General features: G+C 37.7%; 9 protein-coding genes. 3 read left to right on the plus strand and 6 right to left on the minus strand.

The features are described 5' to 3' along the window. Nucleotides 1–23: 23 nt before the first annotated feature. A complete protein-coding gene (gene mdh, locus K8P02_RS14610) occupies nt 24–965 on the minus strand; it encodes a malate dehydrogenase (protein ID WP_002562211.1) in 942 nt (313 codons plus the stop codon). Nucleotides 966–1,318: 353 nt separating this feature from the next. Here mdh and K8P02_RS14615 point away from each other — a divergent pair, with 353 nt between their 5' ends. Continuing rightward, on the plus strand, nt 1,319–2,191 hold the full coding sequence (locus K8P02_RS14615; protein WP_002562212.1) for a hypothetical protein: 873 nt from the start codon (nt 1,319–1,321) through the stop codon (nt 2,189–2,191). A gap of 332 nt (nt 2,192–2,523) precedes the next feature. Here K8P02_RS14615 and K8P02_RS14620 read toward each other — a convergent pair whose 3' ends face one another. The 5 genes from K8P02_RS14620 to K8P02_RS14640 all read right to left on the minus strand — a co-directional run bounded on the left by K8P02_RS14620 (nt 2,524) and on the right by K8P02_RS14640 (nt 14,273). Further along, a complete protein-coding gene (locus K8P02_RS14620) occupies nt 2,524–2,949 on the minus strand; it encodes a hypothetical protein (protein WP_025867482.1) in 426 nt (141 codons plus the stop codon). A gap of 266 nt (nt 2,950–3,215) precedes the next feature. Further along, nucleotides 3,216–6,956, minus strand: coding sequence for a LamG-like jellyroll fold domain-containing protein (locus tag K8P02_RS14625; protein ID WP_223381441.1), 3,741 nt, complete (start codon nt 6,954–6,956; stop codon nt 3,216–3,218). A gap of 120 nt (nt 6,957–7,076) precedes the next feature. Then, on the minus strand, nt 7,077–9,005 hold the full coding sequence (locus K8P02_RS14630; RefSeq protein WP_025867481.1) for a hypothetical protein: 1,929 nt from the start codon (nt 9,003–9,005) through the stop codon (nt 7,077–7,079). 12 nt (nt 9,006–9,017) lie between these two features. Beyond that, nucleotides 9,018–10,769: a SusD/RagB family nutrient-binding outer membrane lipoprotein gene (locus K8P02_RS14635; protein ID WP_025867480.1), complete on the minus strand. Its 1,752-nt coding sequence runs from the start codon at nt 10,767–10,769 to the stop codon at nt 9,018–9,020. Nucleotides 10,770–10,802: 33 nt separating this feature from the next. Further along, nucleotides 10,803–14,273: a SusC/RagA family TonB-linked outer membrane protein gene (locus tag K8P02_RS14640; protein WP_025867479.1), complete on the minus strand. Its 3,471-nt coding sequence runs from the start codon at nt 14,271–14,273 to the stop codon at nt 10,803–10,805. Nucleotides 14,274–14,823: 550 nt separating this feature from the next. On the opposite strand from K8P02_RS14640, the gene K8P02_RS14645 reads away from it, so the two are divergent. Further along, nucleotides 14,824–16,293, plus strand: a complete 1,470-nt coding sequence (locus K8P02_RS14645; RefSeq protein WP_025867477.1) for a TolC family protein — start codon at nt 14,824–14,826, stop codon at nt 16,291–16,293. 197 nt (nt 16,294–16,490) lie between these two features. Further along, complete coding sequence (locus K8P02_RS14650; protein ID WP_025867476.1) at nt 16,491–17,483, plus strand: HlyD family secretion protein; 993 nt, start codon at nt 16,491–16,493, stop codon at nt 17,481–17,483. Nucleotides 17,484–17,803 lie beyond the last annotated feature (320 nt).

The following is a 17,803-nucleotide window of genomic DNA, read 5'->3' on the forward strand; positions in this document are numbered from 1 at the left end:
TCAAGTATATAACCCCTTCTTTATTAAAGAGCACCTACTTCTTTCAAAGCTGCATTTGTTTTGCGAACAGCCTCAGCACTTGCTTTGAACTTAGCCATTTCTTCTTCGTTCAACGGAAGTTCCACGATTTTCTCGATACCGTTCTTACCCAGAATTACAGGTACTCCACAGCAAAGATCGTTTTCCCCATATTCACCTTCCAAAGCTACAGAGCAAGGAATCATCTTCTTCTGATCACGGATGATAGATTCCACTACAAATGCTCCTGCTGCACCCGGTGCATACCATGCAGAAGTACCCAATAGTTTAGTCAGTGTAGCACCACCTACCATTGTGTCAGCCGCAACTTTCTCCAACTGTTCTGCTGACAGGAAGTTAGAAACCGGCATACCTTTGTAAGTAGCAAAACGAGTCAAAGGAATCATAGTAGTATCACCATGACCACCGATAACCATACCTTCTACTTCGTTAGCATTGCAACCCAAAGCCTGAGACAAGAAATATTTGAAACGTGAGCTATCCAAAGCACCACCCATACCAATGATACGATTCTTGGGTACACCCAAAGCTTTCAGTGACAAGTAAGTCATTGTATCCATCGGGTTAGAGATAACTACGATAATAGCGTTAGGAGAATATTTCAGGATGTTTTCAGCTACTGATTTCACGATACCAGCATTCACACCAATCAGTTCTTCGCGAGTCATACCCGGTTTACGAGGAATACCAGAAGTGATAACAACAACGTCAGAGTTTGCAGTCTGAGCATAATCATTGGTGCAACCAACAATGGTAGTGTCGAATCCCAACAGTTGAGCTGTCTGCATCATATCCATTGCCTTACCTTCTGAAACGCCTTCTTTTACGTCCAGCATTACTACTTCGTCTGCTACTTCATTGAAAGCAAGTACATTTGCACATGTAGCACCTACGTTACCTGCGCCTACTACGGTTACTTTTGACATAATACTTATATTTTAAAAAGTTGATAATTAGTTCTATCTTTTTGCGACGACAAAAGTACAACGATAATCGTTATTAAAGAAATATTTCCGTAATAATTTTAGTTAAAGAGACAACTCCTGCCAATATGTAGTTGTACTAATACTTCTCTTTTATTAAATCAGTAGTTACACTTCATCCGAGTGCCAATCGTACTCCGTCCGAATAACAGCTACAATTCATCCGATTATTAACTTACGTGTTCAGGAAAAGAAAACTTAAACAAACTCTTAAAAGAAAAAACTACGTGAAACGCTGTGTTACTATGTAGTGAAATGATTAAATTTGCGGCGAATTATCATCTAACTAAAGAAACATGAATAAAAAGACCCTGCTCATTATCGCCGTATCGGTATTGGTGATTGCTCTTGTCGGCATCACGTATCTACTGTTCACCGAAAAGCAGAATAATCGCGAACTGGTTGAAGAATTTGCTCTTGAGAAAGAGGATCTGGAAAACGAATATACCCGTTTTGCCCAGCAATATGATGAACTGAAACTTACAGTATCCAATGATTCACTGTCCGTCTTATTAGAGCAGGAGCAAATTAAAACCCAGCGTCTTCTTGAAGAGCTACGTACAGTCAAGAGTAGTAACGCCACTGAAATTCGCCGTCTGAAAAAAGAGTTAAGCTCGTTACGTAAAATTATGATTGGCTATATCAACCAGATTGACTCACTCAATAAACTGACCAACCAACAGAAACAAGTGATCGCTGAAGTAACACAGAAATATAACGCTGCTTCACGCCAGATAAACAATCTGTCGGAAGAGAAGAAGAATCTGAATAAGAAAGTAACTCTGGCTGCTCAACTGGATGCTACCAATATTTGGGTAGAACCCAAGAACAAACGTGACAAGAAAGTGAAAAAGGTAAAAGATGTAGTAAAGTTTACTATCGGTTTTACCATTGTCAAGAACATTACTGCAGAAACAGGTGAACGTACATTGTATATCAATATCTACAAGCCCAACAATGAAGTGCTGACAAAGAACGCTGCCAATACGTTTGAATATGAAAATCGTTCACTCCCCTACTCTATCAAAAAGTATATTGAATACAACGGAGAAGAACAGCCCATCACCGTTTTTTGGAATGTAGAAGAGTATCTCTCTGCTGGTACATACCGCGTAGATATTTTTGCAGATGGTACTATGATTGGTTCACAACGGTTCACCCTCGAATAAATGCTTTTCCATACGCCAAAGGTATGACAAACAATTAAAGTATTTATTCAAAAAATGATTTTGTAAGGAAAATACCAATATATTTGACGTCCCATTACAATATATGTTATTGCAAATAACAATATATGTAATGGGACGTTGTATATAATGACAAATGTGATTCGTATATTTATATTGCCCGGCTGTCCAGATATATTTTAAAATTCTCTCATATCAGCGGATAAAAGATCTTTTTCCAAGAAAAGTTTTTTAGTCAGCTCCAAGATGATTCCGTAATTAATCACCAAAACTTTCCGAACAGCCTGTTTATTCAAATAAGTATCTTACAATTATCAGTATTTGCCGAAATATGCTTTTAGAGGAAGATGGGTACTAGGGGTACATTCTACGATTAATATTGGATCTATTTCATCTTCTGGAATTATCAATGAAATTACATTGGTATTTCCTATACCGTCTCTGTAAGCTCGAATTGAAAGTATACCACCTGAATAAACATCAATTTCTGCTGTGCGTTCAATTAAATTCTGACCAGTCAACAGCAATATTCCTTGACCATAATCCGTACACAATGGTTTTCCATCTAATTCTATAATCAACATCCCATTCCAGTTGGGATTAGATACATAGATTTTCATCTCTTTTATGACTCTATTTTCCGTAATAAGGTTTTGAGGCCAATCTTTATTCAATTGCCCCCATAGGTTGGATGTACATAAAAAGACCAAAAGTAATAACATAATTTTTGTGATTTTCATAAACGTAAGTTTTAAAGGATGATACAATCGTGTTTATATAAAACATTTGAAGAGGTAATGTTACCAATCAATAGTCCTATTGAATTTAAATCGACAAATAAAAAAATAAGGAAACTACTATATTATCAAAATATTAATATGTAAAAAAGGAAAGAGCCCGGTATAATACCAGGCTCTTATACTCGTTAGAAATATTAATTCGTCCAACTCAACAGAGATGTTTTCAGTCTCTATTTATTACAAATAATATCTAATCTTATAGCAAATCAATTCTTAAGAACTTTGATTGTACGAACCTCTTTACCTTCTTTCATTACTTTAATCAAGTAAATTCCATTAGTTCCAAGAGTAATACGCATGTTTTGACCTGCATAAATAGCCTCTGCCTTCTGGGTAACAAGCATTCCGGAAACATTATACACAGCAACCTGATAGTTACCATCTTCAGCAAATTCTACAAAGAGAACATCATCTACGGTATAAGTATGCAGCTCACCCGCTTCTTTTTCTTCAATTCCCGTAGGATCAATAACGGAGAATACCGGATAATCCTTAGAATCTAATCCAAGTGTGTTTTCAAGTGTCAAAGTTACAGTATAATCACCTTTCTCTGCATAAGTAAGCTTAGCAGAACCAACAATATCATTACCGGTAGCGTCACTGATTATAGCACGTTTAGTTTTCCACGTAGGTAATGTTTCGATCTTATATGCAGATCCGGGAATAAACGGAGTACCGGAAATATAAAGAGGATTCTGAGGAGTTTGAGTTCCTGAGCCTTCCAATTCTCCTGCGGCAATTTTAAATACACAAGCCTTCGCTTCAGGTTTAGTACCCTTCGCTGCAAAGAAGTTACTTTCATCTGTATCTGTATCAAAATCCCAATAAGCCAATACATTTTCCGGAAGATTATCAGCATTAAGCCCAGCTTTAGAAGCCTGAATATCTTCTTCACTCATAACTCCGTTCCAAACCTGCAATTCGTCCACTATACCATTATTGAAAGTAGGATTCGATCCACGACCTCCACCTAAGCCCATCCAATAGGTGGAAGGAAGAGCAAAACGTATAGAGCACCAATCTTCAGTTGTTCCTTTTGCATTAGCAAACTCCCATGTGGACTCCTGCAAAATACCGTTAAGATAGAATTTAGAACGGAATTTACTATCCTCGTTGTATTCAAATGTCAATACAATGTGATTCCATCCATTAGGTGTAACTATAGTTTCAGGGAATACATATTTAAGTTCAGCAGAACCACCGGCAGTTGAACTACGGAAAGTATATGAATCCAATTTACCTTCAGAGTTAATATTAGACCAGAACCAACCCCAGTTATTAACAGGCCAAGTAGCTGTACGGTCTTCAATACTAAAGAATGCCGTACTACCTGGTAAAGAGGTAAATCTTACCCATGCAGACACAGAGAATGACTGGTAAGAACCTATTCCTAAGGGTTGAACCGGGCCACCTACCCAACCTTCATCAATTTCTACACCACGTGATGCAGCACCATTCGCTTTTCTACCTGTATAGCCAAGAGTCAATTTATCACCGACTTCGATTTTAACAGATGATTCTCCTGCTTCCTCACTACCAACTGTCAAGCTTTGGATTTGAGGCAAAGCACCTACATCCCAACCTGTAATCTGTACGTAATAATTAAAACGACGGGTACCGTTTGACTCGATTACCTCAAGATCATATCCGCCAAGTTCTTCAATACCATTTGCTACAGAAAATTTAACAGTTTCACTTGCTTGGGCCACAACATTACCATCACTATTATAAAGTTTCCAGTCAGCAGCAGCATGACGAGGATCTACATAAGAGATTTCAAAATCTTCACCTGGTTTAATTGTAGTTTTATTAATCTGGATATCATCCATAGTAGTATAGTCACCCATATCCATATAGTCACTCCATGCTATTTCAGAGTCAGTTTTAGTATCAACCGATACAGCCGACACACCAAGACGTATACGTTGTACTCCCTCCATGTCAGTAGGAATAGAATAATACATACCTGCCCAAGAAGTAGTAATACCCATAAATACAGGTTCACCACCTTCTTGTTGTGCATACAACTTAAACATAGAAGCGTTTACATCGATATTATAAACAGGAGAACTGGTTTCTTTATTGTTAGCCATATTGAAAATCACTTTAGCATCAACCCCTTTATAGTGATTACCAAGTACTTTCGCTACAGTAATTTCAGGTTTGGAAGGAACAGTAACTGCACCACGGGTAATAGAAAACTCTCCAAGATAGAGTTCCAGATTTTCAGCATTCGTAAAATGAAGACCAATCATCGCGATCTCTTTATTATTAAGTGCTATAAGAGTACCGCTAACTTTAAATGTCTTTTCAACCCAAACCTCATCATCGGCCTTGTCTGAAGCAGAAATTATCTTAAGATTACTTTCGCGCAAAATTTCTGTTTCATTACCTTTAGCAGATAAAATCAAGTTAACATCAGTCTGTCCATTCACAAGTTTATAACGAACAGTAATTACATCATTAGTTTTCAACCCAAACTCTGTTTTGAAAAGATGCAGATATTCATTGGCACTCGATCCGAAGATACGAAGACAAGAACCACCTACATAAGCATCATCCCACGTAAACTGGGCATCTAATCCATTAGCCACAGTCTCTTTACCCATGAATGAAGAAGCAAACCAATAACGCCACGTAGGAAGATAATCTTGTACACCTATATTATACCATTCATTGTTATTCTGACGTTCACCTTTCCAATTGAAGAAACGACCATTACCAAGATTAAAGAATGTTACAAACGGTTCTTCAGAAAGATCCCATTTCAAAGAGCTGCGTGCAGACATAAATGCTGACATACCAAACCACTTTTCATCGGGGAAGTGACTACGTGAATTATAAACCTCGATTTCTTTCACCGGATTACGATTACCGTTAGTAAAAAACATATCAAGAATCTCTTGGTATGTAGCCTGTTTAGCCATGTCCGAACTACCTTTTTTAGAACGTCCGGCCCAAAGCATGTTGTAATCATGAGCTCCCCACAGACCAATAGACATCGGATACTGAGTAAGAGTAGTCCAAGTAGAAGGATCTCCTCCCTGCATATTGAATCCGGCATAAATATCCAATGGATTACGACCGGGAGCAACAGTTTCAATATTGGAAAGAGAATTTAATACTCTTGAACTCCACCAATTGTAATTAAAGAAAAGAGATGTACGTATATGTTCACCATCTCCAAATGTTTCTTTATTATGATTACCAATACCTGTATCGAAACTTATACCACCATTATCATTGGTTCCGTCATACCAGAAGTTTTCTGCCAATTGATTACCATGCTCAACAAGATATTTATGAATAAATTCATGTTGAGTACGAAGAAGAGGTAAAGCACTGGCCATACCATAAAACTCTGAATTATAACCAAGTCCATCTACTCCATGATAATAAAGAAATTTTGCCAATTTTTCATTATCAAGAGCAACTTGATCATTTAAAGCTTGTCCCCAAGCACCGTCATTTGCACTAATACCTGCATTAGGAATACTTGCAACACCAGATACACCTACACCATTTTTATGGGCAACATCTGCAAAACCACCAGGTACCCAACCATGAGGTGAAGTCCAGTTACCATAATGAGTTACATAAGACCATGTACTAAATACTTCTGAATCAAATACACCGTTTGGACGTGCATTCACATTACCTCCGGTAGCAGTACCTACAGGAACCCAAAAAACAAGTTTTTTGTCATTAGCCTCAGTTAAAGATTCATTAATCTGAGTTGCAGAATTACGAAAACGCTCTTTAGGTTTCACACGAGAAATGTAGAAGTTTTCATCTTCAAATAAAGGAGTACCGGGAGTCCAATCATTCACATAGCCAGCTAAACCTGCGCTATTAGGCCAAAACATGTACTCTTCTTTCAGTTGCTGCGCATTGGCAGAAAAAGAAAGTGCCACAATTCCGGAAATTAAAAGTAAATTTCTTTTCATGGGAATAGTTTTTAAGTTAAAAAATAATTAATTTAAACAAATTGGAAGTAATTTCAAATATTTGTTCATATTGAAGCAGGAGGCTCAAAATATCTAAGTTTCAAACCTCCTACCAATGTGTTATCGAACTCCTAATACATTTTCTGCTTTAAGCGTAAATGTTTTATTATCAACTTCAAATGAAAGATCAAACGAAATCAATGCATCTGCATTGCGAGAAGCAATAGTCACACTTCCTGAAGTCGCACTTACTTTTGCCCCATCAATTTCAATATCTGTTTGGTGATCACTGACAGAATAAGTTCCATCATAGTTATCATCTTTACCCACACCGGCCAATGTAATCATAATAAGTTCATAGCCGGATTCAGGAGTAACCAATATCACAAGATCATCTTTGTCAGAATACACAACGGTATTTTCATAATCTGTATTAGAAGAAGTATACAACAGATTCTCCTGTAAACCAATCACTTTAACAGAAGCTGCATCAGATCTAACACCATTTACTTCCACCCTAACCGTAGTTGTACCTTCAGCAATAGCAGTAATTATACCTCTACTTCCTTCTACTGGGGTCGCAGTAAGTATGGATGGATCAAATGATTTCCAAATCACATCATAAGGATTAGGCCCACCTGAAACTGTAGTAACATTAACACCCCACTCAACAGACTGGCCGACAAACAGAGTACGATTATTAGTAGATTCCCACAATACACTCTTGATGGATTCAGTAATAGTAACAGGTATTTCGAGTGTCTTGTCACTGGATGTCAATACAAGCTTTGTTGTACCCACCTTAAGTCCTTTCAGAGTTATCATATTTCCATCATATTTGCCTACTTCTACAACCGTAGGATCTTCCGCTATCACTTTTGGTTTATGGTAAGCATAAGAAGTAGAAGGAACAACTCCTGTAGTCAACATAAGTACATCACCCATAGACATAGAAACCGAAGAACGATCTACTGTAATTTCATCTACAGGATAACGGGTTTTATAATTCTGAACTGTAAAAGTTGCCACCAGTACCGTATCCGGAGTAATACAATGAAATTCCGCTTCCCCTTCATCAATCCCCGAACGTACAGTCAACACGGCATCAAATCCTTGGTTCTCAACAAATTCTTCCTCCATTCTTGTAACTACCACTGAACTACCTGATATTACTTCCCAACGATATGCCTTATAAGCAGCTTCAATATCCTCCTTAGCCCCGCTTTCAATATTCATGGCCACACGTATCGTAGCTTCCGAATTTATATCCATATTCGTTTCATTAGTATAGGCAAACCATTGTGGTAGTACACTTTTATCAGGTCTTGTATCAAGATAAGGCATATCAGCATATTTTTCACCATAGAAAGTAGCATAAATCACCGGCATTAATAGAACACTGCAACTTGCACTCTGAGCGGTGGCCTGTTCCCCTATCGAAACAGTAATTTTACCTTCACCGGCACTACGTGGGGCAGCATAATGAATCGCCACAAGTCCCGCTTCTTTATCTATTGTCATCGGAATTTTGTACTCTTCAAGCCCTTCTATTGTATATTGAGGTGTAAAATCTTCAAGAAGTTCTTTAGGTGAAACTGCAAATAATACAGAATCATGAGTAATATCATAACTACGTTTGGAGGAAATTACAAGCCCCTCTTCATTTACAGGAGTAATACCTTTAGGAAGATTGGTAGTAACAGTCACAGAAGTAAGAGCATATTTACCATTTACAAGCTCCGCTTTAAGTTTAGTCTCTTTCCCTTGTGCACCTAACACACAAACGATTGCTGTATCACCAAGTATTTTTGCAACTTTTTCATCCAACACAGACCATACAACCGGTGTATTGATGCGATCACCACTCAAATTAGTAACTAATGCCGATATTTTTATCGTATCCCCCACTCTCAAAATAATATCCGTTGGATTAAGGGTTATATATACCTCAGTTGCACCGTCAAGCGTATCGTCTTCATTACATCCGACGAAAATCCCCATACATAGGATGGCTATCAAAAAGAATATTATGTTTCTATATAGTTTCATCTGATATATTTATTAAAAGTTTACTGGAATTACTATCTGATAATCATTATCTTCACTCGTTTCCCCACGCTGTTCAGTCGGCACATCCCAAAATACTCGCGTACCACCGTTATTAGGACCACCAAGGGCTTCCACAAGTGAAGCTATCTCAAGAGTGTTATTAGAGGTTTCTACCAAAGGAATCCGACGTAGTTGAAGTTCAGTATCCACTCCCGGCATATTGTTAAGAAAAACAGGGAACAAACGCGGATATCCCGTACGACGGAATGTAGTCCATGCCTCTGCGCTCATCGGAAAATTAGCAATATACTTCTGAGTAATGATTTTTTCCAGTTTCAGCTCATCAGAATCTGCATCATTCCATTTTACATCCACTTTCACACGCCCTTTAATATTATGAATTTCATTAAGCGGGTCCTTATAATCTACATCCTTAACCTCTGTCCGATTGATATATTCATTAATTGTATTCTGATCAGTAACTCCATTCTCTTCTAAAGCAAGACGAATACCGGCTTCATAAAAATCTTTAGCAGTACCTCCCATATTCCATCCTCTTAGAGCACCTTCGGCACGTAGTAACAAACATTCTGTACGCTTGAAAAAAGACTGATGCATATATTTAAATTCGTCGGTTAATGTAGCAAAAGGGCCATAACCACCTTTATCTTTTCCCGTAGTATTATTATTTCTCATATTAATACCAGGACGCATCCCATATACGTCAATAGGAGCCGCCACACCCGAATTTTTGTCTTTAATAGGATATGCATTCGTATCAAACCAACGTGTCAATAGTGGATTTCCAAAGTGTTTAAGAATATTTTCCAATGACGCACCCAAACGAAGATCATGCCATTCATTACAAATCCTCCATAAGCAACATGAAATCTCACTGGTTGGATAGTATGCTATATCTTTATCATCGTTTAGGGTTAAGACACCGATCTCATCGGCTACTGCTTCTTCAGCTTTTTGTTGGGCTTTACCAACATCATACTTCACTATATTCATAGCCATACGAAGTTTGATACTATTAGCAAACTTCACCCAACGTCGCCAATCACCATAAGAAATTGTCTTATTAGGATCTTCTATCTTTTCTAATTCAGCTTTTGATGGCTGTCGTTCTTTAAGGATAGTGATAGCCTCATCAAGATCTTTAAAAATAATATCATAAATATCAGCTCCTTTTTCATAAGTCAACGGTGGAATACGATTTACATTACGCCAGTCAGTAAAAGGAGCAGCCCCATAAAAATCGACAATTTCATGTGCAGAATACGCTTGAATTATCAACCCGACAGCACGCCATTCTGGTTTCCCTAGTTCTGTAGCATGGAAAATAGCGTTAACGGACTGTGTAAAAATCTGATTATCCATAGGACCACCAAGGTAGTCATTGGGATATGTATAAAGAGTAGGTAGCGGACCACCAAAAGTAAAAGTACCTTTCGAAGTAGTCCAATATCCGGCATAGTTGTCAATACTATTGGCACGATAATATTGATACTTATGAGGAGCCCAACTACCATTAGGTTCATGAGAATAATTAATCATAAAAGGAATAGCACCACGAAGTTCTTTCTCAAGAACAGTAATATCAGTGGCTCCCGCACCCGCTTCATTGCTATTATCCATATCTTCTTGCTTGCCTATCATCCAAGGATATTCTTCCTGAAACTGGTCACCACAACTGATAAACATACCTGTTGACAGTAAAGACCCGGCAATGAAACCAATTGAATATATTATTTTTTTCATTTTTGTATTTTATTTTTAAGAAGTCATACTTATTTAGAAGCTGAATTTTAGTGTCAATGCATAACTACGTGTAGTTGGCAATGAATAACAATCAATACCAGAATAACCATTAGCCGCTGATACAGAGATATCTGGATCAATTGGCGAATCTTTATAAATAAAGAATGCATTCTTTATTGAAAACTGTGCAGTCAATCCCGTATTCTTACCAAGTAAGTTAGAAAAGTTATAACTTAAAGAAATATCACGCATACGCAAATTGGTAGCATTGTAAACATGATCTTCCATAGGATAAGCACCAATAGTAGTATAATAGTTCTCAACAGGAACCTTATTACCAGAACCATCAGGAAGCTCTTTTAAAACATATTCTTTTCCGTTTTGCGTAACACGCTCACCTTTCAAACGATCGTGAGCCGAGCGTTCGGAAAGACCGAACAAATCAAGGTCAGGTTCTGTAAGAGACATAACCTTTCCACCAATACGTCCGTCAATAAGGAAATACAAATTAAAATTCTTCCAAGAGAAAGTATTGTTCCATCCAAGAGTAACAGGAGAAGTGGTATTACCTACATAAGTCTCATATTTACCAGATTCCATCACAGGTACAGCGTTCTCATAATCACCTGCACCGTTTATTTTTATATGTCCGTTTTCGTCACGAGCAAAAGAGTTTACATAAATATCTCCATAACGTCCTCCTTCTATATACTTAATCTTAAATGCATTGGTTCCCATTTCTACGATGTAAGGTGCTCCACTTTCTGTTTTATAAGTTTCCAAAATACGATTGTCGTTCCAAGCAAAATTAAAACCTGTTTGCCAACGCCAATCATGACTAATATTCCAACGGTAACCTGCAGAAAACTCAAGACCATAATTACGAATCTTACCAGTATTCACAGGTTTAGATTCACCATTGGCTGTACTAACGTAAAGAAATTGATTACGAAGTGTAGAATTATAATAGGTAATATCAAAATTGAATTTATTATCAAATAACCATACATCAAGACCTGTTTCAAAAGAAGTCGTAGTTTCAGGTTTAGGATCATCAAATAATGGCGGACGAGTATTTATAGTACCATTACTGAAATTATAACTTTGGCGGGAAAAAAGAGTGTTGGGTATAGGATTACCCACAACAGACCAACTTCCACGCCATTTTAACTGATTAAGCCAATCTAAATGAGGTAAGAATTTATCCAGAAGCACATTAACACCAGCTGAATAGTAATCGAAAGACTTGTATCCAGACCCTTGAGTAAACTGTTGAAATGATTGTGCCCACTCTAAACGATAACTACCGTCCAAGTACACTTTATCAAACAGTCCAATAGAAGCTGTTGCAAAAACAGCTGTACTCCAATCGGAATAATTCCAACTATCATTAGCGGATGTCGCACTACCATTTGGATTATTGGGACGACTATACTTACTATTTTGAGGAACAAATGCATTGGGTATACCACAAGTATCAATATTAGTAGTGATAGATGTATTACGACTATAATGTCGAGTAAAACTAGTACCCACTGCTACATTAACATCTACTTTATCATCCAGACGTTCGTTATAGGAAACCATATGATCGTTATAAATATCACTTGTACGTGAGTCACTTGAATAATATTTACCACCTACATAATCAAAGCCTACACGATTCATTCCTGCATATTCTTCATTCAGATTATTTTGAAGTACATAGTCTACACTAAACCGCGTCTGATATTTTATATTTTTCCAGATGATAGCATCCAAAGTGATGTTCCCCATTATACGATCACGCTTCTGTACATCATTATACATATTAGCTACCCAATATGGATTATTTAAATATTGATCATACCAATACCAAGTCTGTACAGGTTGTCCTGCCAACTTAGGATTTCCTTTTTCCGGATCGCTTACTATATTATCCGCTCTTGTTCCAATATGTTTATAATTATGCTTAAAATAGCGCATATCAATATCAGCAGGAGTACGATACAATGGATAAAGCGTACTCAAAGCCTTACCAACTACCGGAGCATTATTTGTTTTTTGATGTATCCAGTTAAGACTTGTACTGATATTGACACGTTTATCAAACAAAGAGAATGCCTCCTTGAGCATCACATTGTTACGACGGAAATCATTATTAGGAATAAGTCCTGTTTGATACGTATTATTATAAGAGAAATATGTACGGGAATTTTCCGTACCACCACTTAGCGTTATACCGTTATTAAGCGTTACACCTAAATTAAAAAAGTCTTTTATAGAATTACGGGCAGAGTTCATTAGATATGGAGCAGACGCCACATCATCTGCCGAACGTGTACCGATTTCAGGTCCCCATGCCGACCACTGATTATTATCACTAATACCAAAAAGTTGCTGAGTATGAGGATACATAGCGATTGTCTCAACAGATGTACTACTGGAAACATCTACTTTTACAGTACCGGAAGCACCAGATTTGGTGGTGATAACAATCACACCATTATTAGCAGCACTACCATAAAGTGCAGCAGCATTCGGTCCTTTAAGAATAGTCATATTTTCAATGTCCTCAGGATTAATAGTAGACAGTAAATCGTCGCCACTACGTCCACCGCCATAAGCTATTCCATCAGTGACCTGGGACCCCATACCATCTTGCATAGGTACACCGTCAATAACAATTAATGGCTGATTGGTTCCAAGAATAGAAGTGGAACCGCGGAGTACAATTTTAGAAGCTCCACCACCTGCACCCGCATTATTAGGAGTTATAGTAAGTCCCGCACTTTTTCCCTGAAGTGAATTAATGAAATTGGTTTCTTTAATACGAGTTACTTCATCATTTTTAATCGTTTGTGCTGCATAAGTAAGAGTTTTGGCTTCGCGGGTGATTCCCATAGCTGTCACAACCACCTCATTCAAAACCTGAGTATCTTCTTTCAAAACAACATCAAAAGAACTAATACCAGCTATTGATAATATAGCCTTTTGATAACCTATGTAACTAAACTCAAGTACAGCCTTATCATCCGGAACTTCTATAGAATAATTGCCGTTAATATCAGTTATAGTTCCCGTAGCAGTTCCTTTCACTAATACACTTACCCCTATCAATGGCTCTCCATAATTATCAGAAACCAAACCTTTAATAATACGCTTATTCTGTTGAACATCTTCCTTTACAGCATTAGTACCTTTAGAAGAATAAAGCACCAGATAATCATTCTTTACCGTAAATGTTACATTAGTGTTTTCCAGTAAATTTGCCATAACAGAAGACAGTTTCTGATAATTTGCTTTCACTGAAACAATTTGGTCCGGATTCACATCTTTAGTATTATACACGATACGTAATGAAGCTTGACGACCAATCTCATTCAATACTTTACTTAAAGAAACATTCGTAAAATCCAAACTTATTTCTACATCATTTTGTGCTGTAGCATATGTAAAGAATGGAACAAAAAGAAATAGGGAAAACAACAAGAGTTCAATCTTGTACTTTAGATTTTTTTTCATTGGGCATTTTTTAACGTTAACAAAATACTTATTACCTTAATCGTAGATGTACATTTTGTACCAAATACAAATTTTCTTCCATTAACTTTTTTCATTCATGTTCTTCATTATTCAATATAAAACAATATATATTAATTTTAATTCTCATTTTAAGGTTATATATTAATATTACAATCCAAAAACAAATGATACTAAACAAGAAAAGTATTTTATTAAATTTTTTGTACCCAAACCTGATTATTGAAAAATAAATGTAGCAAACTAAGTAAAGTAAATCCTTTGATGAGTAAGATCAACACACAAAAGATAGTATCTATCATTAGTTCCGTAATTCCGTCTTATTATCCTATAAAAGAAGTATCTTTATTATTATACTCAAAAAAACTTAAATCATTTTGTCAATTCATAGAAAGCCTCTACTTTTGTTTCGTTGTTTATGCAATTAATATTCTGCTAATCGCAAGAGAAAAACAGGAAATCTTCATAAACAAAATACTTGAATTTTATGTTGTAAAAAAAGAAGTATCACCTTTATAATACGCAAGATGCAATGAAAAAAATATTCATTCTGACAATTCTGCTAAGCATTTTCTTTTCAACAAAAGCACAGAGTATACTCAACTTAGATAGTTGCCGTGCATTGGCTTTGGCTAATAATAAAGAGTTGCTCATCAGTAATGAGAAAATAAATGCTGCACATTACCAGCGAAAGGCTGCTTTTACCAACTACCTTCCCAATATCTCGGCAACGGGAGCCTACATGAGAAATCAAAAAGAGTTTTCGCTATTAAATGATGCTCAAAAGGGTGCGTTATCAGGATTAGGTAACAGTATAGGAGGTCCTTTACAACAAGCAGGACAAGCCGTTTTAGGACAACTCCCCCCTGAATTAGCACAAAAGCTCGCCCCGGTCATCACACAAATGGGAAACGAAATGATCCCTGCTCTCAACGGAGCAGGAGAATCTTTGGTAGATGCCTTTCGCACTGACACCCGAAATGTATATGCAGGTGCCATTACATTGACACAACCCCTATATATGGGAGGTAAAATCCGTGCTTACAACAAAATCACTAAATATGCTGAAGAGCTAGCGCGCCAGCAACACCATTCTGGCTTACAAGAAGTTATTTTAAGTACAGATCAAGCTTACTGGCAAGTGGTTTCACTGGTAAATAAGAAGAAATTGGCAGAAGGATATCTGGAGCTTCTTCAGAAATTAGATAGCGATGTAGAGAAGATGATTGCCGAAGGGGTAGCAACTAAAGCCGATGGATTATCTGTACGTGTGAAAGTAAACGAAGCCGAAATGACACTGACTAAAGTAGAGGACGGACTCAGTCTTTCAAGAATGTTGCTTTGTCAACTATGTGGCCTTGATTTAACTACTCCCATCGTGCTCGCTGATGAAAATATAGGAGATTTGCCGCTGCTAAAATCAAACGTACAATTTGACATGACCACTGCTTATGCCAATCGTCCGGAGATACGTAGCCTGGAACTTGCAACTCAAATATATAAGCAGAAAATAAACGTAACCCGTGCCGAACATCTGCCCTCGGTAGCATTAATGGGAAACTACATGGTTACTAACCCTTCTGTCTTCAACGGTTTTGAAAATAAATTCAAAGGAATGTGGAATGTAGGTGTTATGGTACAATTACCTATCTGGCACTGGGGAGAGGGAATGTATAAAGTAAAAGCAGCAAAAGCAGAATCCCGCATCGCACAATATCAGTTGGAGGATGCGAAAGAAAAAATAGAGTTACAGGTTAACCAAGCTGCCTTTAAAGTAAACGAGGCCACCAAGAAACTGGTAATGGCTGAAAAGAATCAGGAGAAGGCAGACGAAAATCTGCGCTATGCCCGTTTGGGATTTCAAGAGGGTGTTATAGCTACCAGTAATGTACTCGAAGCTCAGACCGCCTGGCTATCTGCCCAATCAGAGAAAATAGACGCTCAGATAGATGTAAAACTGACGGAGATATATCTACAGAAGTCATTAGGAACACTTAAATAGTGGACAGTTGACAATTGACAGTTAGCTGCGCTGTCAACTATCAATTTACGATTGTCAATTGTAAACTGTAAATTAAATAACTGTAAACTGTAAATTAAATAAGTAAATAACAATAGTTGAAAACGAGTTGTTTTGCACACCTGCATAGCAACTGTCAATTGTCAACTGTCAATTGTCAATTAAATAACTAAATAACAATGGCATCACAAAAATCACAGAACAGCAATATGCTGCTTGCATTTCTTACTCTGTTGGGAGTTATTGCATTGGTTGCAGTCGTTGGTTTCTTCGTGCTCCGCAAAGGACCGGAGATTATCCAAGGGCAGGCAGAGGTAGATGAATATCGTGTATCGAGTAAAGTCCCGGGACGTATCCTTGAATTTCGTGTAAAGGAAGGACAAACCGTACAAGCGGGAGATACCCTCGCTATTCTTGAAGCACCGGACATTGCTGCAAAAATGGAGCAGGCACGTGCCGCAGAAGCTGCTGCACAGGCACAAAATGAAAAAGCAATCAAAGGAGCACGCCAGGAACAAATACAGGCTGCATACGAAATGTGGCAGAAGGCTCAGGCAGGTGTTGATATTGCCGAGAAATCATACAAACGGGTTAAAAACCTGTTTGAACAAGGAGTTATGCCAGCACAGAAATTAGATGAAGTGACTGCACAACGTAATGCGGCTATTGCTACAGAGAAAGCAGCAAAAGCCCAATACACAATGGCGAAGAACGGTGCCGAACGTGAAGATAAAATGGCTGCTGCCGCTCTTGTAGAACGTGCTAAAGGAGCTGTGGCAGAAGTAGAGTCTTACGTTAAAGAGACTTTCCTCATTGCACAAGCGGCTGGAGAGGTTTCCGAAATATTCCCTAAAGTAGGTGAGTTAGTCGGTACCGGAGCGCCCATCATGAACATTGCCATTCTGAAAGATATGTGGGTAACCTTCAACGTACGCGAAGACCTGTTGAAGAACCTCACTATGGGAGCAGAATTTGAGGCCATTGTTCCTGCACTGGACAACAAAGCCATCAAACTAAAGGTAGATTATATGAAAGACCTGGGTACTTATGCAGCCTGGAAAGCAACTAAGACAACCGGTCAGTTTGACTTGAAGACCTTTGAAGTACGTGCCCGCCCCATGGAAATTGTAGAAGGGTTGCGCCCGGGCATGTCGGTGATTATTAAGAAATAATTGAATAATGTGCCAATTGGATAATGTGCCAATATGCCAATTGGCTGCGCTATGATGCTGTGCAATAAGGCAAGGAAGGTGTACTGCTGTCGCGTAATATATTGGTAAGTAGTACTTCAAATTTAGTTCGTACTATGACAGCGTTTTATTGAAACGCAAATAATCGCAGATTTTCGCAGATTAAATAGCTGCGCTATACTTGAGCGATGATATGTTTTGCGTGAATCTGCGAGTTTCTGCGTTTCAATAATAGTATCATATAATGATGAACGATTACTTATATTATTTAATTGGCATATTGGCATATTATTTAATTGACA

Source organism: Bacteroides nordii (genome assembly GCF_019930665.1).
GTDB classification, from domain to species: Bacteria; Bacteroidota; Bacteroidia; order Bacteroidales; family Bacteroidaceae; genus Bacteroides; species Bacteroides nordii.

Excerpts from the sequence above, each read along its gene's own strand:
- mdh (WP_002562211.1), bottom strand. The coding sequence starts at position 965 with ATGTCAAAAGTAACCGTAGTAGGCGCAGGTAACGTAGGTGCTACATGT.
- K8P02_RS14615 (WP_002562212.1), top strand. The coding sequence starts at position 1,319 with ATGAATAAAAAGACCCTGCTCATTATCGCCGTATCGGTATTGGTGATT.
- K8P02_RS14620 (WP_025867482.1), bottom strand. The coding sequence starts at position 2,949 with ATGAAAATCACAAAAATTATGTTATTACTTTTGGTCTTTTTATGTACA.
- K8P02_RS14625 (WP_223381441.1), bottom strand. The coding sequence starts at position 6,956 with ATGAAAAGAAATTTACTTTTAATTTCCGGAATTGTGGCACTTTCTTTT.
- K8P02_RS14630 (WP_025867481.1), bottom strand. The coding sequence starts at position 9,005 with ATGAAACTATATAGAAACATAATATTCTTTTTGATAGCCATCCTATGT.
- K8P02_RS14635 (WP_025867480.1), bottom strand. The coding sequence starts at position 10,769 with ATGAAAAAAATAATATATTCAATTGGTTTCATTGCCGGGTCTTTACTG.
- K8P02_RS14640 (WP_025867479.1), bottom strand. The coding sequence starts at position 14,273 with ATGAAAAAAAATCTAAAGTACAAGATTGAACTCTTGTTGTTTTCCCTA.
- K8P02_RS14645 (WP_025867477.1), top strand. The coding sequence starts at position 14,824 with ATGAAAAAAATATTCATTCTGACAATTCTGCTAAGCATTTTCTTTTCA.
- K8P02_RS14650 (WP_025867476.1), top strand. The coding sequence starts at position 16,491 with ATGGCATCACAAAAATCACAGAACAGCAATATGCTGCTTGCATTTCTT.